Genomic DNA, 18,153 nt, shown 5'->3' with positions numbered 1-18,153 from the left:
CGCAGGCTCCCCCGGATGGCCGTGCGGCCCCCGGGCCGGACGACGACGGTGATGAGGGGGAAGGATGCCGGTGGGGCTGGAGGCGATCCTGGCGGACGCCGTGCCGCGCGTGTGCTCGGCCGCGGTCGCGCTGATCGCCGTGAACGGCTCCGTGGCGGCCGGGGCCGTCGCCGGAGAGCTGGTGCGCTACGCCGACGCCCACGGGACCCTGGCCGAGCGCCGCCCGCCCGCCCGCCGCGACTCGATCTTCGACCTGGCCTCGGTCAGCAAGCTCTTCACCACGGTCGTGCTGCTCTCGCTGGCCGAGGAGGGCCGGCTCCACCTCGACGAGCCGGTGGCCGCCCGGATCGAGGGCACCGACCCGCGCATCACGCTCCGCCGCCTGCTCACCCACACCGCCGGGCTTCCCGCGGACCGCCGCATCGACCGCGAGCTGCCCCGGGCCGACGCCGAGACGCGCCTGGCCGCGTTGCTGCGCACGCCGATCATCCACCCGGTCGGCGGGCCGTGCCTGTACAGCGACGTCGGCATGATCATGGCGGGCCGCCTGGCCGAGCTGGCGGGCGGGGCGCGGCTCGACGCCCTGGTGCGCGACCGGGTGACCGGCGTGCTCGGACTGTCCGACACCGGCTACCGCCCCGGCGGCTCCAGGCTGGCGCGCGTCGCCGCGACCGAGTGGAAGCCCGAGCGTCCTGGGCCCGGCTGCGTACGCGGTGAGGTGCACGACGAGACCGCGTACGCGCTGGGCGGCGTGGCGGGGCACGCGGGCCTGTTCTCCACGGCCGCGGACCTGCTGACCATCGGCGAGGTGCTGCGCGAGGGCGGCGCGCCCGTGCTGCGGCAGGAGAGCGTCGCCGAGATGGTGCGCGACCAGGGGGCCGAGGGCGCGCCGTTCCGCCAGGGGCTGGGCGTGCGGATCGGCGATCCGGCCATCGTCGGCCCGCTGACCGGCGCGTACGGCCACTCGGGCTTCACCGGCACCTCGCTCGTGATCGACCCCGCCCGCCGCCTGACCGTGGTGCTGCTGACCAACGCCGTGCACCCGCGGCGGGGCGGCACAGCCGTTCGCGAGCTGCGGCACGCGGTGGCCGCGGAGGCGGCCCGCCTGTCCTTGACACAAGGTGATCGCCCGGCCACTCACCCGAGGTGAGCCTGTGGGTGGAGATGCCGGTGAGGCGCTCGGCGTGCCCCCGCCAGCCGCCTGACATAGCCTGGAGACATGTCCGTCCATCTGAACCACACGATCGTGCCGGCCAGTGACAGGGACGCGACCGCCACCTTCCTCGTCGAGATCCTCGGCCTGGACCCGGCACCCGAGTACGGCCCGTTCCGCGTCGTCTCGCTCGGCAACGACGTCTCGCTCGACGTGGTGCAGGCGGGCCCCGAGGTGCCGTCGCAGCACTACGCCTTCCTCGTCGGCGACGACGAGTTCGACCAGATCTGGGGCCGGATCAAGGAGCGCGGCCTGACGTACTGGGCCGATCCGTTCCACCAGCGTCCGGGGCAGATCAACACCAACGACGGCGGGCGCGGCCTCTACTGGTCCGACCCCGACGGGCACAACCTGGAGATCATCACCGTGCCCTACGGCGGCGGATAGGGAGCCAGCGCCTCCAGCGCCTCCTCGGCCCGGCGCATCGCGTCGTCCGCGCCGGCCACCGGGATCTCGGTGTCGAAGTTCAGGTCGTGGAAGACGTCTGTCACGCCCGCGGCGGCCAGCTCGGCCACGTCGCGCCGGATCTTGTCGTACGTGCCGCTCAGCGGGCGGGGCTCGTCGGCCGTGCGCACCCGCGTGGCGCCGCGCACCACGAACCGGAACGCGGCGGGGTCGCGCCCGGCCGCCGTCAGCTCCGCCTTGAGCAGCTCGATCCGGCCGCCGATGGCCGACAGGTCCTCCCTGCTGGAGCTGACCCAGCCGTCGGCCAGCCGCGCCGCGCGGCGCAGCGCGACCTCGGCGGTGCCGCCGAGCAGGACGGGCGGCGGCCCAGGCACGGGCTTGGGGTCGAGGTGGGCGGGCGGCACCCGGTAGAAGTCGCCGGAGTGCTCGACCACGTCGTCGGTCCACGCCTTGCGCAGCACCTCGACGAACTCCTCCGCCCGGCGCCCGCGCCGCGCCATGTCCACGCCGGACGCCTCGAACTCCTCCGGCACCCAGCCCAGCCCGACCCCCGCCGTGAGCCGCCCGCCGGAGAGCGTCTGCAACGTGGCGAGCTGCTTGGCCAGCTCGACCGGCTGCACGTACGCGTTGACCACGGCCACGCCCAGCCCGATGGCGCCGGTCACGGCCGACAGGTGGGCCAGCGTGATCAGCGGGTCGTGGACCGAACGGTAGGTGGGTCCCATCGGATGCCCGACCGGATAGAGCAGCCGCTGGAACGTCCACAGCTCGGCGTACCCGAGCTCCTCGGCCCGGGTGGCGACCCGGCGCATGTTCGCGGAGGTGGCCCAGGGCCCTGACTGGGGTACGGCGAAACCGACTCTCATGCCTACCAGTCTGGCCCTCTGGTCTCATTTCCCGGACAGCGCCCTAGTCTGTACGGGTGGGTCTGGAGGAGGAGCTGGCGGGCATCGCCGCCGCGCACGGCGGGGCCGGGACACCCGTGGTGCACCCGACACGTACGGACGTCGTGGTGTTACGCATGGGTGAGGTCGTGGTCAAGGCCCATTCGGCCCGTGACGACCCCGAGGGGCTGCGGCAGCGGCTGCGCGCCGCCGCGTCGGCCTCGGTGAGCGGCGTGATGCTGGCCCCGCTGAACCCCGACGTGCTGTCGGCGGCCGGGCGCGCGGTGACGGTGTGGCCGGCGGGCCGCCCCATCTCCCACGACGACGACCCGGGCGCCGCGCCGTGGGAGGAGGGCGCCAGGCTGCTGGCCAGGCTGCACGCCGTCCCGCTGACCGTGCTGCCGGGGCTGCCGCCCGCCGGAGGGCCCGCCAGGGCGGCCCGCGCCGTGCGCCGCATGCCGGGCGACGGGCCGGTGGAGCGGCTCATCCGGCGGGCGTTCGAGGAGCTGCCCGACTCTCCCCCGCTGCCCTGGCCGCAGCCGGGGTCGCAGCCGGGGTCGCGGCCAGGGCACCGGTCAGGATGGCCGTCCGGGCCGTCGGCGGGGTCGCTGCCCGGGCTGCTGACCCATGGCGACTGGCACCTGGGCCAGCTCGTCCACCGCGACCGGTGGCTGCTCATCGACGTCGACGACCTCGGCGTCGGCGACCCGGCCTGGGACCTGGCCAGACCGGCCGCCTGGTACGCCGCCGGGCTGCTCGAACCGGCCGTCTGGGAGCGGTTCCTGGGGGCGTACCTGGCCTCCGGCGGGCCCGCGCTCGGGCCGGGCGACGACCCCTGGGCGCGGCTCGACGTGCCCGCGCGGGCGCTCACCGTCCAGCTCGCGGCGGTCGCCGTGGTCAACGCCTGGCGGGAGGAGCGGGAACTCGACGAGGTCGAACATTCGTTGGTCGAATCGTGCAACAGAATCGTCCGAGCGTGACGGGGTTGCGCGCGGTAGGTTTCACCCTGAGACCTCGAAGCCAAGGAGAGCGACTTAGATGCATTGCCCCAAGTGCCGCGGCAACATGCGGACCTATGAGCGCAACGGCGTCCACATCGAGCAGTGCGACAACTGCCGCGGGATCTTCCTCGACTACGGCGAGCTCGAGACCCTGACCCGCATGGAGACGCAGTATCACTCTGCTCCGCCGCCCCCCGCCCCCGGCCCCGCGTGGGGCGCCCCTCATCACGGCGGTCACCACGGCCACCACGGCCACCGTGGTCAGCGGAGCTGGGTGGGCATGCTGTTCTCGACCTGAACCCGTGAGGCCGCGCACCTGAGGTGCGCGGCCCTCCGTCTTCCCGGCGTACCTTCGCTTCCCGGCGTGCCTTCGCGGAAAGAGCGGCCCGGTCAGCCGGGGAAGTCGTCCGGGTCGACCGGCGCGGTGCGGGCGTTGCCGCCGGAGATGGCGTGCAGCGTGATCCGCCAGTCGTGCCAGAGGATCTGCGTGGCGGTGTAGGTCGTCTTGAACTTCACCGTCTTCTCGAACTTCTCGAAGCTGCAGTCGCGGGTGAACGCGCGGTTCTTGCCGTCCCAGTCGGTGCCGTGCGTGAAGTAGATCTTGTAGTTGCCGTCGCGGACGTTCCGGATCTTGAACTTCGCCTTCTTGCGCACATAGATGCTGAACACCTTGCTGCCGCCGCGCATGACGGTGACCACGGCGTCGAGGCTCCCGCCGTTGTCGATCTCCAGCGAGCTGCGCCCGTTGAACGAGCCGCCCTTGCGCACGAACGCGCCGTTGCTCAGCCGCCGGTTCTTCCGGTCACCGGCCTTGACCTCGACGACGTCGGCCGGGTAGTCACCCGCGCTCTCCAGCGCCCGCCCCGCCTCGTCGAGCGCGGTCAGCGAGTCGTCGAGGTCGGTCAACACGGCCGAGGACGTGCACAGGTCGCGCGCGCCGACCTTGCCCGCCGTGGTGCCCAGCTCGGTGGTGAAGTCGCGCAGACTGCTCACGTACGCCTCGTGCTGGGTGCGCACGGCGTCGGGCGGCGTGAGCGCGGCCAGCGCGTCGGCCGCGCCGTTCAGCGTGTCCTCGGCCTTGCCCACCCGCTGGTCCAGGGCCTTGACCCCGCGTGCCCCGGCCAGCGAGGAGATCGCGTCGGTCATCGGCTTGCGCCGGGTCTCCAGCTCGCTCTTGTACGCCTCCGGAGTCAGCGCCGCCGGGCCCTGGCCGCCGGGAGTGCCGCCCCCGGCGGGCGCGGCGCCGTCGCCGCCCGCGACGCCCGAGATCCTCGGCTCCCCTCCGGACGGCGAGAGCCCGCCCGTGGAGCACGATCCGAGGGCGGACAGGGTCGCCAGAGCAAGAACGCAGGAGATCAACCGGGGTGTAGCCACCTGCCACACTATCGTCGGATTGATCCCCAACCGTCAATCACGATTCGGCCAGTCCCTCGTCCCTGTCCTGCCGGAGCCACCTGGTGATCCCCAGCGTCTCCAGGAACGGCAGGTCGTGGCTGGCCACGATGAGCGCCCCCCGATACGCCGACAGCGCCTGGGCGAGCTGGCGGACGCTGGCCATGTCCAGGTTGTTGGTGGGCTCGTCCAGCAGCAGGAGTTGCGGCGGCGGCTCGGCCGACAGCAGCGCGGCCAGCGTCGCGCGGAACCGCTCGCCGCCCGACAGCGTGCCCACGGCCTGGTTGACCCGCTCCCCGCGGAACAGGAAGCGCGCCAGGCGGGCGCGCACGTCGTTCACCGAGGCGGACGGGGCCGCGGCGCGCACGTTGTCCACCACGCTGAGCGCGTCGTCGAGCAGGTCGAGCCGCTGCGGCAGGTAGCGGACGGGCACGTGGGCGCCGTGCTCGACGATGCGCTTGAGCAGCGTGGTCTTGCCCGAGCCGTTGGGGCCGAGCAGCGCGATCCGCTCGGGCCCGCGCACGACCAGCTCCTCCAGCACGACGGCGGAAGGGGCCACCACGCCACCCGTACCGCCCGCGCCGTCCGCGTTGGCCGCGCCGTCCGCGTTGGCCGCGCCGTCCGCGTTGGCCGGGTCGTCCGGCCGTCGGCGGGGGTCCAGCGGCAGGGTCAGCACCGTGCGCCCGGCGGGCACCTCGGTGCCGGGGAGCTGGATGCGCAGCTCCGCGTCGTCGCGCACGGCCTGCTCGGCCTCGCTGAGCCGCTCGCGCGCCTCGTCCAGCTTCTCCTGGTGCAGGCCGCGCTGCTTGCCCGCGGTGACCTGGGCCCTGCGTTTGAGCCCGTTGGCGATGATCTTCGACGCCTTCTTGTTCTCGAACGCCTTCCTGCCGGTGCGCAGGCTCCTGTCGATCCTGGTCCTGGCGTCGATCAGCTCGCGCTGCTGGCGGCGTACCTCGCCCTCGGCGGTGCGTACTGTGCGCTCGGCGGCCTCCTGTTCGGCCGCGAGCTGCTCCTCGTAGGCGGTGAGGTTGCCCCCGTACATGCGTACGGAGCCGTCGCGCAGCTCGGCGATCTGGTCGGCCAGCTCCAGCAGCGCGCGGTCGTGGCTGACCATGAGCAGCACCCCCTGCCAGGCGCTCACGGCCGCGTAGAGGCGGTGCCGCGCGTCCAGGTCGAGGTTGTTGGTGGGCTCGTCGAGCAGCAGCACGTCGGGCCGTTTCAGCAGTTGCGCGGCCAGCGCGACCATGATGGTCTCGCCGCCGGACAACGTGCCCACCGTACGGTCGAGGCCGACGTGGCCGAGCCCGAGCCGGTCCAGCTCGGCCTGGGCCCGCTCCTCGACGTCCCAGCCGTCGCCGACGGCGGCGAAGTGCTCCTCGGCCACGTCACCGCCCTCGATGGCGTGCAGCGCCGCCCGCGTCGCGCTGATCTCCAGCAGGTCCGACACGGTGCGCCCGGCGCCCAGCGGGACGTTCTGCGGCAGGTAGCCCACCATGCCCGCGACGGAGACGGACCCGGACCGCGGGGTCAGCTCCCCGGCGACGATCTTGAGCAGGGTGGACTTGCCGGACCCGTTGAGCCCGATGAGCCCGGTACGCCCCGAGGGAAACGCGGCGTCGAGGCCGTCGAGCACGCTCGTCCCGTCCGGCCAGCCGAAGGTGACGTGATCGACGACAACAGAAAAACTCATAAGGTGGCTCCCATCACAAAAGAATCGACATTTCGTGACTTGGCGGGAAACACCGCTGTACGCGCAACACACACGGAGGCCGCGACACGCGGAGGCCCGGTTGGAGCCCGCGGTCTGAGGCGAGGATTTCCTCGAGGTCCAGGTGATTGCGCGCATGCCCACGACAGGGCTGAACGGCGCGGTGCCCGCGACCTCAGATCCTCACGTCAACTGCCCCCACGGTTCGGCGATAAGACGTGGGGGATTCTATGCGACCCGCGGATCACCTGGCAAGGCTCCTGGCCCGGTGCGCCGCCACGTTCACCCGGTTCGCGCAGGCCAGGGTGCAGAACCGGCGCTTGCCGTTGCGGGAGGTGTCGACGAACACGGTGTCACAGCCCTCCCGGTCGCACAGGCCCAGCCGCCTGCCCCCGGCGAACGACAGCGCCATGGCCAGCCCGCCCGCCGTCGTGTCCTTCGCCCTGGCGACGATGTCGGCGTCGACGGCGAAGAAGTGCAGGTGGGGTTCGCGGCCGTCGTGGGCGCTCACGTACGGCTTGGCCGCGGTCTCGTCGAGCAGCTCGTTGACCAGCTTGATCTGCGTCTCCTGATCCCGCTCCCCGAACACGGGGGCGAGCCGGGCCGCCCACACCCGCAGCTCCCCCGCCTGGGCGGGGGTGACGGCGGCGCGCAGCAGGCGGTGCTCGGTCAGCATCGCCTCGACGGCGGCGGGACCGAAGTCGGACGCGTTCACCAGCGCCGCCGCGAGCGCCGCACCATTGCCGCCGTAAGCGTTGAAATGCATAAGGTCATTACATCAGGTTGGAATCATGCACTCCAGAGACCTGCATGACCCGCTCGCCATGACCGTCGTCTCCACCCACCACACCTCCGAGGGCGTGGTCTCCTACCTCAGGTGCGCGTGCGGGGTGTGGGAGGTGCGCGCCGCCCGGCTCGTCGGCGTCGCCTCGCCCGGGCCGAGACCGTCGCGAACCGTCGGCTGAAGCCGGCGCGGGCCGCGCCGGAGCCGAGATCGCCGCGGATTGTCGACCTAGACGGTGCCGTCAGCCTAGAGTCGGGGCCAACATCCCCCAGGAGGTCAGGCATGTCCAGCATTCCCTCCCTGCTTCGCGACCGGATCGCGGCGACCCCCGACGCCGAGGCGTACCGTGTGCCCTCGGGCGACGGGTGGACCTCGTTGACATGGCGGGAGGTGGGCGAGCGCGTACGCGGCCTCGCACTGAGCCTGTCCGGGCTGGGCTCAGGGCCGGACACCCGCGTGTCCATCCTCTGCTCCACCCGCCTCGAATGGATCATCTGCGACCTGGCCGTGCTGGCGACCGGGGCGGCCACCACCACGATCTACCCCTCCAACACCGCCGCCGAGTCCGCGTTCGTCATCACCGACTCGGGCAGCACGATCGTCATCGCCGAGAACGACGAGCAGGTCGCCAAGCTGCGGTCGGTGCGGAAGGAGGTGCCCGACGTCACGCGCGTGATCGTCATCGACGGCTCGCCGAGCGACGACGGCTGGGTGGTCACGCTCGCCTCGCTGAGCGAGGCCCCGCAGAGCGGCGGGGCGGACGACGGCGCCGACTACGACGCGATGGTGGACGCCATCGGGCAGCACGACCTGGCCACCCTCATCTACACCTCCGGCACCACCGGCCGTCCCAAGGGCGTGGAGCTGACCCACGACAACTGGCTCTACGCGGCCGGGGCGGTCCGCGAGATCGACCTGCTCTCCCCCGCCGACCTGCACTTCCTGTGGCTGCCGCTGTCGCACTCGTTCGGCAAGCTGCTGGAGGTCGTGATGATCGAGGTGGGCGTGGCCACCGCGATCGACGGCCGCCTCGACAAGATCGCCGAGAACCTGGGCGTGCTCAAGCCGACCGTCATGGCCGCCGCGCCGCGCATCTTCGAGAAGATCCACAACACGGTGGCGGCGAACATGCGGCGCGACGGCGGGCTCAAGCTGCGCATCTTCAACTGGGCGCGGCAGACCGGCGCCCGGGTCGTACGGGCCCGCCAGCGCGGCGCCGAGGTCCCGTTCAGCACCCGGGCCGAGTACGCCCTCGCCGACCGCCTGGTCTTCGCCAAGCTGCGCGAGCGCTTCGGCGGCCGGATCCGCTTCTTCATCTCCGGCGCCGCCCCGCTCTCGCAGGACATCGCCGAGTTCTTCGACGCGGCCGGGCTGACGATCCTGGAGGGCTACGGCCTGACGGAGTCGTCGGCGGGCAGTTTCCTCAACCTGCCGCAGTCGGTGCGGTTCGGCACGGTCGGGCTCCCGTTCCCCGGCACCGGGGTGCGCATCGCCGACGACGGCGAGATCCTCATCGGCGGGCGCGGCATCATGCGCGGCTACCACGGGCTGCCGGAGGAGACCGCCGAGGCGCTGGAGGACGGCTGGCTGCGCACGGGCGACATCGGCGAGCTGGACGAGGCCGGGCGGCTGCGCATCACCGACCGCAAGAAGGAGCTGATCAAGACCTCGGGCGGCAAGTACGTCGCGCCGACGTACCTGGAGGGCCGGATCAAGGCGGCCTGCCCGTACCTGTCGCACGTGTTCGTGCACGGCGACCGGCGCAACTACGTCACGGCCCTGGTCACCCTCGACATGGACGTGGTCGAGCCGTGGGCGCGGGCCGGGTCGCTGCCCACCGACCCCGAGGAGCTGCGCGAGCACCCGCGCATGCGCGCCGAGGTCGAGAAGGCGATCAAGCAGGTCAACGAGGGCGAGGCCAGCTACGCGACGGTCAAGAAGTTCGCGATCCTGGGCGGGGACTTCACGGTGGAGACCGGCGAGCTGACGCCCAGCCTCAAGATCAGGCGCAAGGCCGTCGAGGAGCGCCACGGCGAGGTCCTCGACGCCTTCTACGCGTAACCGGCGCGCTCCCCGCCCGCCTGCGCCACGTCGCCCGCCCCGCTGGGCGACGTGGCGCCGGAGGAACTGTTCGGCGTTACCATGCACCAGTAGTGAGCAGCGTTAAGTAGTAGCTGGAAGGGGGCGTTCCATGGGCAAACTGGAGACGGAGCTGCTCAAGGGGACGCTGGAGGGCATCGTCCTCGCGACCGTGTCCGCGCGGCCCGCGTACGGCTACGAGATCACGGCGCGGCTGCGTGACCAGGGCTTCTCCGACATCGCCGAGGGCACGGTCTACGCGCTGCTCGTCAGGATCGAGCGGCGCGGCCTCGTCGACGTGGAGAAGGTCCCGTCCGAGAAGGGGCCGCCGCGCAAGGTGTACTCCCTGAACGGTCAGGGGCGGGAATACCTCGAAGAGTTCTGGAGGACCTGGAGCTTCCTCGTGGAGCGGCTCGAACAGCTCCGCGAGGAAGGCAACCAGCCCTCGACCCGGCTCCCATGTCCGTGACGGCCGCCCCGGAACCAGCTCCAGCGGATTATCAGGTCCGGCAGAGGGCAGTCGGACGATGAGTCGTCGATCGAAGGAGGGACATCATGGTCGTGAGGCCCGCCGAGGGCGCGCACGGCAGGCGGATCACGTTGCCCGTGGTCGGCACGCTGTCCCTGCCCGAGCCCCGACACCTTGCCTTCTACGCGGTCCTGGTCTCGCTGGGGGTGCTGGAGATCGTGGAGTGGCCCGTCGTGGGCGTCGTCGCGATCGGCCACGCGCTGGCCAGCCAGCACCGCTTCGTCACCCTGCAGGAGGCCGGAGAGGCCGCCGAATCAGCGTGACCTGCCGATGAGCGGCGACGGCCCGCCAGGTCGCCCCGAATCGGACCCTCTCACCTGACCTCGGTTCCGTTCCGCGTGTCCAGTTTTGCCGAAACGGCATCAGCATTTGCGACCGGCTCCCCCATCGTCGCATGATGCCCGCCTGCGCCCGACGTTCGGCGACCCCCGGCACCGACCGGTGGCCGCCCCGGCGTGTGCGCACCGATCGAACCGGCAGGAACGGAGAACTCATGGCACGGCCTCCCCAGATCATGGATGTCACACATCGGCTGGTTCCCACTCCGGCGGGCAGGACGCATCTCGTGGAGCAGGGTGCCGGACCGCTGGTGCTCCTGGTGCACGGGTTCCCGGAGTTCTGGTACTCCTGGCGCCATCAGCTACCGGCGCTGGCCGCGGCCGGATACCGCGCGGTCGCCATCGACGTTCGCGGCTACGGACGCTCGTCCAAGCCCTCGGAGGTGCCCGCGTACCGGATGCTCGAACTCGTCGAGGACAACGTCGCGGTCGTGGCAGCGCTCGGCGAGAAGACCGCGGTGGTCGTCGGGCACGACTGGGGCGCGAACATCGCCGCCAGCTCCGCACTCACCAGACCTGACGTCTTCCGCGCGGTCGGCCTGCTGAGCGTCCCCTACACGCCGCCCGGCGGGCCGCGGCCCAGCGAGGTCTTCGCGCGGATGGGCGGGGACGACGAGTTCTACGTGTCCTACTTCCAAGACCCGGGCAGGGCCGAGGCGGAGATCGAGCCGGACGTCCGCGGCTGGCTCGCCGGCCTCTACGCCGCGCTGTCCGCCGACACCATGCCGACGCCGGGCTCCCCCGACCCGCACTTCGTGAGCCGGGGCGGGACCTTGCGCGACCGGTTCCCGGCCGGCCGGCTGCCCGGCTGGCTCAGCGAGGACGAACTCGACCGCTACGCCGCGGAGTTCGAGCGGACCGGCATGAGCGGGGCGCTCAACCGCTACCGGAACATGGACCGGGACTGGGCGGACCTCGCGGACTTCTCCGGCGAACCCATCACCCAGCCGTCCCTGTTCCTCGGCGGAGCCCTGGACGCCTCCACCACCTGGCTGACCGAGGCGATCTCGGCCTACCCCACCACCCTGCCCGGGCTGGTCGCCTCGCACGTTCTCGACGGGTGCGGCCACTGGATCCAGCAGGAGCGCCGAGACGAGGTCAACCGCCATCTCACCGACTGGCTCGCCGCCCTCCCCACCTGAGCACCGCATGGCGTTGTAGCGCTGGTCGGCCACCCGCGAATCGCCGATAACAGTGTGGCGTTGTCACCGATTCACCCTTCGCGTTATCATCGACTACATGGATACGAGATCGGCGATAATCGCGGCGACGGCGGACCTGCTGGCCCGCTCACCCAGCGGCGACGTGTCCACCCGAGCGGTGTGCGAGGCGGCCGGGGTGCAGCAGCCCGTGCTGTACCGGCACTTCACCGACAAGGACGGCCTGCTGGCCGCGACCGTCGACCACGTCTGGGACCAATATCTGGAGACCAAACGCGCGGCCGAGGCGTCCGAGGACCCGTTACAGGACCTGCGGGCAGGGTGGGACAGCCACACCGCGTTCGCGCTCGCCCATCCCAACGCCTACAAGCTGATGTTCTCCCCGGCGCTGCGCGCCAAGCCCGAGGCGGCCGAGGAGGCCATGCGCATCCTGCGCGGTGTGCTGGAGCGGCTCGCCGCGCAGGGACGCCTCCGGGTGACGCCGGAGGTGGCCGCTCGCATGGTCATGTCCGCCAACACCGGCGTCGCGCTCGCCCTGCTCACCCACCCCGCGCAGTATCCGGACGCGAGCCTGTCATCCCTGGTCCGCGACGCGATCCACCGGGCCGTCCTGCTCGACCCCACGGCGGACACCTCCGCGGGCGACGCGCGGCAGGCGGCCGCCAACACCCTGATCGCCTCGCTCGACCGGCTCACCCCCGAGCCGTTCAACTCCGCGGAGTCCGGGCTGCTCAAGCACTGGCTGACCCAGATCGCCGAACCCGGCCGGCCCCGCTGACCCCCTGCCGCGACGCTCGAGCCCCAATCGGCTCGGGCTGCGGGTCGGCACGCCAGAAACGCAAAGGACACGACATGAACGACCACACCACCACCCGCGTCGCCCTCGTCACCGGCGGCTCCGGCGGCATCGGCCGGGCGGTCGCGGAACGCCTGGCCGGCGACGGCCTCGCGGTCGCCGTGCACTACGCGGGCAACAGGGCCAGGGCCGACGAGACGGTCACCGCGGTGACCTCGGCCGGAGGCAGGGCGATCGCGGTCGGCGGCGACGTCGCCGACGAGCACGCCATGTCCGCGGCCTTCGAGGCCGTCGAGCGGGAGTTCGGCGGCATCGACGTCGTCGTCAACACCGCAGGCGTCATGCACCTGGCCCCGATCGCCACCCTGGACCTCGACGAGCTCGACCGGATGCACCGCACCAACATCCGCGGCACCTTCGTGGTCTCCCAGCAGGCGGCCCGGCGGGTGCGCGCCGGCGGCGCGATCGTCAACTTCTCCACCTCCGTCACCCGTCTGAGCTTCCCCACCTATGGCGCCTACGCGGCGAGCAAGGGCGCGGTAGAGGCCATGACCTTGGTCCTGGCCCGAGAACTGCGCGGCAGGGACATCACCGTCAACGCCGTGGCCCCGGGCCCCACCCCCACACCGCTGTTCCTCCAGGGCAAGGACCAGGCCACGATCGGCAACCTGGCCAAGGCCGCCCCGCTCGAACGCCTGGGCGCCCCGCAGGACATCGCCGAAGTGGTCGCCTTCCTGGCCGGACCGGCCCGCTGGATCAACGGCCAGGTCCTGTACGCCAACGGCGGCCTCGTCTGACCCCAGCCGAAGGAGATCGATGCCACGACCGACATCGACGACAGGCGAGCGAACACCTCCCGCTCGCTCCTGGATATGACCTTCAGCACACCGGCCGCCGACGGTGGCCCATCCGTTCAGCAGCACGCGGGTACAGTGAGCTGCCGTGGCCGGTCGGCCTGGGGCGCTACGGAGCGGGGCGGGAACGCTGGTCGTCAGCGCCCTCCGACGTGCTCTGTGAAAAAACCGTGAAACAACCGCGAACAAGGACGCCCGCATCGGGCAATCAGCGCCGACCCTCTTTCGAGAAAGGCGCCGGATGCATGACCCTTCTTCCAACCCCTCCCTACGGGTGGCCGCCGAGGCGGACGACGCGTCGGTCATCGCGAACTCGTGCCGTGACCCCGAGTGGTTCTCAGTGATCTTCGACCGGTACTTCACCGCGATCCACCGCTACGCCGCCGCCCGGCTCGGGCCCGCCGCCGCCGACGACGTGGCCGCCGAGACGTTCCTGGCCGGGTTCGACCAGCGCGGCCGCTACGACCTGACCCGTCCCGAGGCCAAGGCCTGGCTGTACGGCATCGCCACCAACCTCATCGGCCGCCACCGCCGCAACGAGCTGCGCCTCTACCGGGCGCTCAGCCGCTCGGCAGCCCGCGACGACATCGAGAGCCACGCCGACCGGGTCACCGACCGGGTGACCGCCGAGCAGCTCAGCCCCCGGCTGGCTCTCGGCCTGAAGAGGCTGTCCCCGGGCGACCGGGACGCGCTGATGCTCGTCGCCTGCGCCGGACTCAGCTACGCGGAGGCGGCCTTCGCCCTGGGCGTCCCCATCGGCACCGTCAGTTCCCGGCTGAACCGGGCCAGAGCCAAGCTGCGCACGATGCTCGGTCACGCGGCGAAGGAGGTCTGAACCATGGAAGAGCTGCAGGAACTGCGCCGCTACCACGACGCGATCCCGGAGCCCGCTCAGGAAACCATCGGCGTGGCCCGCTCACGCCTGGGCACGCACATGCACGGGAGCCGACGGCGGCGAGCCCGCCGGATCCGGCCGATGTGGGCGCTGACCGTGGCCGGGGCAGCCGCCACGGTGGCCGTGGCCGTGACGGTCGTGGCAGTGACGGCCGTACCCGACAGCGGGAAAGCCCCGCAGGCCCCCCAGGCACAGCCGCCCACCGTCACCGAGCTACAACTGCGCCCCGTGGCCGACGCCCAGGACGTGGCCGACAACGCGGCGTTGCTGGCCGGCGACGAGCCCGCGTGGACAGCCGAGCCCACACGATGGGGCTACGTGAAAAGCCTGACCGCCCAGACGCGGGTGGACGGCGGCCAATGGCTACGCGGCAGGCCGAAGCTGACCAACACCCGCGAGCAGTGGCGACAGCTCAACGACAAGGCGTTCGCCCTCATCGAGGACGGCGAGCTCAAGGTCTACAAGGGGTCGGAGTTCGAGGTGACCTACCCCTACCTGCTCGCCCTGCCGACCGACCCCGCCGAGCTGCTGACCCGGATCTACGAGACGATCGACGCGGAAAACGCCGAGCGTCGAGCCTCGTCCCTGGAGAGCGCCCGGCAACGAGCGGAGAACCGCGGCAAGTCACCCGAGGAGGCACAACGCCTGGCCGAGGAGTCGGTGCCTCCTCTCACGTCCGCAGGGCGCGACAGGCAGGCGTTCCAGACGATCGCGATGGGCATGATGGACACCGCGCTGCCCGCCACCCTCCGTGCCGCCATGTACGGCGCCATGGCCGAGATCCCCGGCGTACGCTACGAGGCCAAGGCCACCGATCTGCTCAAACGCCAGGGCATCACCCTCTACCACGTCCTGGACGGCTACCTGCGCGACGAGGTCTTCATCAACCCGAAGACCTACGAATATCTGGGCTACCGCACCATCGTCGTCAAAGACCACAGGAACGGACCTTTCGACACCATGAAGAAGGGCGAGATCCACAACTGGGACGCCCTCGTCAAGACCGCCATCGTCGACAAGGCCGGACAACGACCCGGCTGACGCCCCGCTCGGCCCGCCGCACCGGCCCCTGAGCAGCGGAAATGCGCTGAGCGCGGCCAGGAGTGGCCGGGCCGCTCCTGGATCTCCTATCACTCGACGGCCCGAGTTCGCCCGCGAGCGTGCGCTACAGCGAAGATCGTTCAGCCCGGTCGAGCACTCCGCGCGCAGGTTGTGTGGTCCGCCCTCGTGTGGTCGTCGTCAACGGGAGCGGCCTGGGCGGTGCGGATCGTGTCCAGGCCGAGAGGAAAGTCCGCGCCGTGCGCGGTCGTCAGCCGTCGTGCGTGGTGGCCCGGGCGACCACGCCGGAGTCGGGCAGGAGAGCGGTCCCTTCCAGCCAGCCCTCCCTGGTCGTGCGTCCCTCCTGCGCGTGGGCCCGCGGTCCGGTGCCGCCCGCCTGCCAGGGATGCGGCCCTCCGAGCGGCCGGTACTCGCAACCGGCCGCCTCCAGCCTGGCCAGGTGGCCCTCGCGCAGCCGCTCGACCAGGTACGGGTAGTCGGCGGGCCCGCCGGACCAGAGGGTCTCCGCGATCGCGCAGGCACGGGGGAACACCATGTAGTCCAGGTGCCGCGCGTCCGGGATGTACTCGCTCCACGCCTGGAACTGCCCGCCGAGCACCTTCGCGCGCTCCTGGTCCGTCCACGACGCGGGCCGCGGCGCGAACGACGCCGAGTCCTCCAGCGTGATCGGCCCGCCGATGGACAGCGGCTCCTCGGGCCCGTCCGACTGGTCGAAGTTGAGGTAGGTGGGGTACTCGGGCGTGCGCACCACGTCGTATCCCGCGGCGGCGGCCTGCCGGGCGATGGCCTCGCCGCGCCAGCACATCACGATCGTGTCGGGCAGCACGCCACCGGTCTGGAACGCCTCGTCCCAGACCACCATGCGCTTGCCGCGCCCGGCCAGATGCCCGCCGACCTCGCGCAGGAACCAGCCGTGCAGGTCGCTCGGCTGCTCGGCGCCGATGGCCGCCATGTGCGCGGCCACCTCGGGATCGCCCGGCCAGTCCTTGGTGACGCACTCGTCGCCGCCCAGGTGCACGTAAGGGGTGTCGATGGCGGTGAGCAACTCGTCGATCAGCTCGCACACCAGCTTGACCGTGGCGGGGACCGGCTTGAGCACGCCTGCCGAGATGCCCCAGCCCCGCAGCACCTCGTCGGCGCCGGTGCCCAGCTCGGGGAAGGCGGCCAGCAGCGCGGAGGCGTGGCCGGGCAGGTCGATCTCGGGGACGACGGTGATCCCGCGCTCGGCGGCGTAGGCGGAGACCTCGGCCAGGTCGTCGAGGGTGTAATAGCCGCCGTGCGGCGTGCCGTCGGGGGTCGGGTCCGCGTGGTGATGTCCGGCCATGGTCTCGCGGCGGTGCGTGGACCTCCTGTTGATCTCCGGATATCTCCTGCTCTCGACGCGCCAGCCCTGATCGTCGGTGAGGTGCAGGTGGAGGCGGTTCATCCGATGCATGGCGAGCAGATCGACATAGCGCAGCAAGGTGAGCTTGGTCATGAAATGCCGGGCGACGTCGAGCATGCCGCCACGCCAGCCCAGCGCGGGCTCGTCCTCGACCTCTCCGCACGGCACCACCCCACCCGGGCGTCCGGCGGCGCGGTACGCGTTCGGACCGAGCAACTGCTTCAGCGTCTGCGCACCGTGCCGTACCCCATCGGGATCAGCGCCGACGATCTCGGCCCCGCCCGTCGAGACCCGCAACCGGTAGGACCCGGGGCCGCCCGGCCCCAGGCGCACGGACAGCGCGCCCTCGGGCCCGGCAGCCGCGGGCAACGGGCCGAGCAGCGGTCGCACCACCTCGACCAGGCCGGGATCGCCGTACACGCTGCCGAGCGCGAAGCCGCCCTCGCCGCTCGCCGCATGGCGGGGGGCGGGTAGCAGGGTGCGATAGGGGTCGGTCATGCCAGTGCCTTTCGTGAGCTTCCGGTACGGAGACAGAGTGCGAGGGGCACGATGGCCCCGGAGGAGACGGCGACGGCGGCGAGCGCGTTCGCCAGCCCGGCGTGCTCGGCGAGCAACCCGATCAGCGGCGGCCCCGCCAGCATCCCCGCGTGCCCGATGCCGGCGGCCAGGCCCACGCCCATGGGGCCGCCGAGCGCGCCCGCCTGCGCGATGGCCAGCGGGAACACGTTGGCCAGCCCGAGCCCGACCGCGACGAACCCGCCGAACGCCACCACGACGGAACCCGCCCACGAGGCGGTCAGAATGCCGCCCGCCGCCAGCACGGCGCCGGTCACGAGCACGGCCGTCCGGCCGTGCCGCCGCACCAGACGGCTGCCCGCCAGCCGGGCGAGCGCGATCGCCACCGAGTAGGCCGAGAAGCCGTAGGCGGCCAGGCTCGCCTCCGCGTTCAGGCCGTCGCGCAGGTGCAGCACGCTCCAGTCGGCCACCGCGCCCTCGCCGAACGTCGCGCACATGGCCAGCACCCCGCACAGCGCCACGGCCGGGCCGAACGAGCGCCGCCCGCCCCGCGAGGCGGGCCTGGAGGGGACGGTTCCGCGCAGCAGCGGCCTGGCCAGCACGGCCGTGCAGACGAGGACGAGGGCGGCCGCCAGCAGGAAGTGCTGCCAGGTGGTCAGCCGGGCCACGACGAGGCCGCCGAGCAGCGCCCCGGCCAGGCCGCCCAAGCTCCACAGTCCGTGCAGCACCGACATGATCGGCCGCCCGGTGGCCTGCTCGACCTCGACGGCCGCGCTGTTCAGCCCGATGTTGACGGTGCCGTAGCAGAGCCCGGTCAGCGCGAGCGTCACGCACAGCGCCGCCATCGTGTCGGCGCGGGCGACGAACGGCAGCGCCAGGCCGAGCAGCGTGATGGCGACGAGGGTGACCGGCCGCGTGCCGTGGCGCGCGCACAGCCGTCCGCTCACGGTCATGGCCAGGCCGGTGCCGACCGCCATGCACATGAGCGCGACGCCGAGGCCGCCGGTGCTGACGCCCAGGTGGTCCTTGACCGAGGGGATGCGGACCACCCACGTGGCGAAGACGACGCCGTCCAGGAAGAAGAACAGCGGCAGGGACATGCCCGGCAAACTAACAGGATGGGATCCAGAAAGAAAGAGGGCTGTGATAGACAATC

19 protein-coding genes are annotated in these 18,153 nt (G+C 71.9%); 13 read left to right on the top strand and 6 right to left on the bottom strand.

From position 1 onward, the window contains the following. The first annotated feature begins 64 nt into the window (after positions 1 to 64). Both ACZ6S0_RS09610 and ACZ6S0_RS09605 read left to right on the top strand, forming a co-directional pair. Positions 65 to 1,150, top strand: coding sequence for a serine hydrolase domain-containing protein (locus ACZ6S0_RS09610; RefSeq protein WP_465915095.1), 1,086 nt, complete (start codon positions 65 to 67; stop codon positions 1,148 to 1,150). A gap of 69 nt (positions 1,151 to 1,219) precedes the next feature. Beyond that, positions 1,220 to 1,600, top strand: coding sequence for a VOC family protein (locus ACZ6S0_RS09605; RefSeq protein ID WP_344872023.1), 381 nt, complete (start codon positions 1,220 to 1,222; stop codon positions 1,598 to 1,600). On the opposite strand, the gene ACZ6S0_RS09600 is transcribed toward ACZ6S0_RS09605, so the two are convergent. Further along, on the bottom strand, positions 1,585 to 2,484 hold the full coding sequence (locus tag ACZ6S0_RS09600) for a TIGR03619 family F420-dependent LLM class oxidoreductase (protein ID WP_465915092.1): 900 nt from the start codon (positions 2,482 to 2,484) through the stop codon (positions 1,585 to 1,587). The two genes, ACZ6S0_RS09605 and ACZ6S0_RS09600, sit on opposite strands and share 16 nt — an antisense overlap. A gap of 56 nt (positions 2,485 to 2,540) precedes the next feature. Between ACZ6S0_RS09600 and ACZ6S0_RS09595 the strand changes: the two genes are divergently transcribed. After that, positions 2,541 to 3,482 (top strand): phosphotransferase, encoded by a 942-nt coding sequence (locus ACZ6S0_RS09595; RefSeq protein ID WP_465915090.1) that lies wholly within the window; start codon positions 2,541 to 2,543, stop codon positions 3,480 to 3,482. A 58-nt stretch (positions 3,483 to 3,540) separates the two neighbouring features. Continuing rightward, positions 3,541 to 3,801, top strand: coding sequence for a TFIIB-type zinc ribbon-containing protein (locus tag ACZ6S0_RS09590; protein WP_465915089.1), 261 nt, complete (start codon positions 3,541 to 3,543; stop codon positions 3,799 to 3,801). A gap of 92 nt (positions 3,802 to 3,893) precedes the next feature. On the opposite strand, the gene ACZ6S0_RS09585 is transcribed toward ACZ6S0_RS09590, so the two are convergent. The 3 genes from ACZ6S0_RS09585 to ACZ6S0_RS09575 all read right to left on the bottom strand — a co-directional run bounded on the left by ACZ6S0_RS09585 (position 3,894) and on the right by ACZ6S0_RS09575 (position 7,369). After that, a complete protein-coding gene (locus tag ACZ6S0_RS09585; protein WP_465915087.1) occupies positions 3,894 to 4,877 on the bottom strand; it encodes a hypothetical protein in 984 nt (327 codons plus the stop codon). Between the two features lie 37 nt (positions 4,878 to 4,914). Then, positions 4,915 to 6,585, bottom strand: coding sequence for an ABC-F family ATP-binding cassette domain-containing protein (locus tag ACZ6S0_RS09580; protein WP_465915085.1), 1,671 nt, complete (start codon positions 6,583 to 6,585; stop codon positions 4,915 to 4,917). 262 nt (positions 6,586 to 6,847) lie between these two features. After that, positions 6,848 to 7,369 (bottom strand): CGNR zinc finger domain-containing protein, encoded by a 522-nt coding sequence (locus ACZ6S0_RS09575; RefSeq protein ID WP_465915084.1) that lies wholly within the window; start codon positions 7,367 to 7,369, stop codon positions 6,848 to 6,850. 25 nt (positions 7,370 to 7,394) lie between these two features. Here ACZ6S0_RS09575 and ACZ6S0_RS09570 point away from each other — a divergent pair, with 25 nt between their 5' ends. From ACZ6S0_RS09570 to ACZ6S0_RS09530, 9 genes are all read left to right on the top strand, one after another. Further along, positions 7,395 to 7,568, top strand: a complete 174-nt coding sequence (locus tag ACZ6S0_RS09570; RefSeq protein ID WP_465915082.1) for a hypothetical protein — start codon at positions 7,395 to 7,397, stop codon at positions 7,566 to 7,568. Between the two features lie 101 nt (positions 7,569 to 7,669). Then, entirely contained in the window at positions 7,670 to 9,448 is a 1,779-nt protein-coding gene (locus ACZ6S0_RS09565; protein WP_465915081.1) for an AMP-dependent synthetase/ligase, read from the top strand. Positions 9,449 to 9,578: 130 nt separating this feature from the next. Then, complete coding sequence (locus ACZ6S0_RS09560) at positions 9,579 to 9,935, top strand: PadR family transcriptional regulator (RefSeq protein ID WP_465915079.1); 357 nt, start codon at positions 9,579 to 9,581, stop codon at positions 9,933 to 9,935. Positions 9,936 to 10,021: 86 nt separating this feature from the next. Continuing rightward, a complete protein-coding gene (locus ACZ6S0_RS09555) occupies positions 10,022 to 10,258 on the top strand; it encodes a hypothetical protein (RefSeq protein ID WP_465915077.1) in 237 nt (78 codons plus the stop codon). 230 nt (positions 10,259 to 10,488) lie between these two features. Further along, on the top strand, positions 10,489 to 11,475 hold the full coding sequence (locus tag ACZ6S0_RS09550; protein WP_465915075.1) for an alpha/beta fold hydrolase: 987 nt from the start codon (positions 10,489 to 10,491) through the stop codon (positions 11,473 to 11,475). Positions 11,476 to 11,572: 97 nt separating this feature from the next. Further along, positions 11,573 to 12,271, top strand: a complete 699-nt coding sequence (locus ACZ6S0_RS09545) for a TetR/AcrR family transcriptional regulator (RefSeq protein WP_465915073.1) — start codon at positions 11,573 to 11,575, stop codon at positions 12,269 to 12,271. A gap of 74 nt (positions 12,272 to 12,345) precedes the next feature. Continuing rightward, positions 12,346 to 13,086: an SDR family oxidoreductase gene (locus ACZ6S0_RS09540; RefSeq protein WP_465915070.1), complete on the top strand. Its 741-nt coding sequence runs from the start codon at positions 12,346 to 12,348 to the stop codon at positions 13,084 to 13,086. A 298-nt stretch (positions 13,087 to 13,384) separates the two neighbouring features. Beyond that, positions 13,385 to 13,978, top strand: a complete 594-nt coding sequence (locus ACZ6S0_RS09535) for an RNA polymerase sigma factor (RefSeq protein WP_465915068.1) — start codon at positions 13,385 to 13,387, stop codon at positions 13,976 to 13,978. A gap of 3 nt (positions 13,979 to 13,981) precedes the next feature. Then, entirely contained in the window at positions 13,982 to 15,079 is a 1,098-nt protein-coding gene (locus ACZ6S0_RS09530) for a hypothetical protein (protein ID WP_465915064.1), read from the top strand. 268 nt (positions 15,080 to 15,347) lie between these two features. On the opposite strand, the gene ACZ6S0_RS09525 is transcribed toward ACZ6S0_RS09530, so the two are convergent. Beyond that, complete coding sequence (locus ACZ6S0_RS09525) at positions 15,348 to 16,979, bottom strand: beta-N-acetylhexosaminidase (RefSeq protein ID WP_465915062.1); 1,632 nt, start codon at positions 16,977 to 16,979, stop codon at positions 15,348 to 15,350. Then, on the bottom strand, positions 16,976 to 18,097 hold the full coding sequence (locus ACZ6S0_RS09520) for an MFS transporter (protein WP_465915061.1): 1,122 nt from the start codon (positions 18,095 to 18,097) through the stop codon (positions 16,976 to 16,978). Before ACZ6S0_RS09520 ends, ACZ6S0_RS09525 begins: the two co-directional genes overlap by 4 nt. Between the last annotated feature and the right edge of the window lie 56 nt (positions 18,098 to 18,153).

This window comes from Nonomuraea sp. NPDC051298, from assembly GCF_055586305.1.
Note: the sequence above shows the minus strand (reverse complement) of the source record. Positions and strands in the feature narration are given on the sequence as shown.

Coding starts and splice junctions, on each gene's coding strand:
- ACZ6S0_RS09610 (WP_465915095.1), top strand. CDS start 65: ATGCCGGTGGGGCTGGAGGCGATCCTGGCGGACGCCGTGCCGCGCGTG.
- ACZ6S0_RS09605 (WP_344872023.1), top strand. CDS start 1,220: ATGTCCGTCCATCTGAACCACACGATCGTGCCGGCCAGTGACAGGGAC.
- ACZ6S0_RS09600 (WP_465915092.1), bottom strand. CDS start 2,484: ATGAGAGTCGGTTTCGCCGTACCCCAGTCAGGGCCCTGGGCCACCTCC.
- ACZ6S0_RS09590 (WP_465915089.1), top strand. CDS start 3,541: ATGCATTGCCCCAAGTGCCGCGGCAACATGCGGACCTATGAGCGCAAC.
- ACZ6S0_RS09580 (WP_465915085.1), bottom strand. CDS start 6,585: ATGAGTTTTTCTGTTGTCGTCGATCACGTCACCTTCGGCTGGCCGGAC.
- ACZ6S0_RS09575 (WP_465915084.1), bottom strand. CDS start 7,369: ATGCATTTCAACGCTTACGGCGGCAATGGTGCGGCGCTCGCGGCGGCG.
- ACZ6S0_RS09570 (WP_465915082.1), top strand. CDS start 7,395: ATGCACTCCAGAGACCTGCATGACCCGCTCGCCATGACCGTCGTCTCC.
- ACZ6S0_RS09565 (WP_465915081.1), top strand. CDS start 7,670: ATGTCCAGCATTCCCTCCCTGCTTCGCGACCGGATCGCGGCGACCCCC.
- ACZ6S0_RS09560 (WP_465915079.1), top strand. CDS start 9,579: ATGGGCAAACTGGAGACGGAGCTGCTCAAGGGGACGCTGGAGGGCATC.
- ACZ6S0_RS09555 (WP_465915077.1), top strand. CDS start 10,022: ATGGTCGTGAGGCCCGCCGAGGGCGCGCACGGCAGGCGGATCACGTTG.
- ACZ6S0_RS09550 (WP_465915075.1), top strand. CDS start 10,489: ATGGCACGGCCTCCCCAGATCATGGATGTCACACATCGGCTGGTTCCC.
- ACZ6S0_RS09545 (WP_465915073.1), top strand. CDS start 11,573: ATGGATACGAGATCGGCGATAATCGCGGCGACGGCGGACCTGCTGGCC.
- ACZ6S0_RS09540 (WP_465915070.1), top strand. CDS start 12,346: ATGAACGACCACACCACCACCCGCGTCGCCCTCGTCACCGGCGGCTCC.
- ACZ6S0_RS09535 (WP_465915068.1), top strand. CDS start 13,385: ATGCATGACCCTTCTTCCAACCCCTCCCTACGGGTGGCCGCCGAGGCG.
- ACZ6S0_RS09530 (WP_465915064.1), top strand. CDS start 13,982: ATGGAAGAGCTGCAGGAACTGCGCCGCTACCACGACGCGATCCCGGAG.
- ACZ6S0_RS09525 (WP_465915062.1), bottom strand. CDS start 16,979: ATGACCGACCCCTATCGCACCCTGCTACCCGCCCCCCGCCATGCGGCG.
- ACZ6S0_RS09520 (WP_465915061.1), bottom strand. CDS start 18,097: ATGTCCCTGCCGCTGTTCTTCTTCCTGGACGGCGTCGTCTTCGCCACG.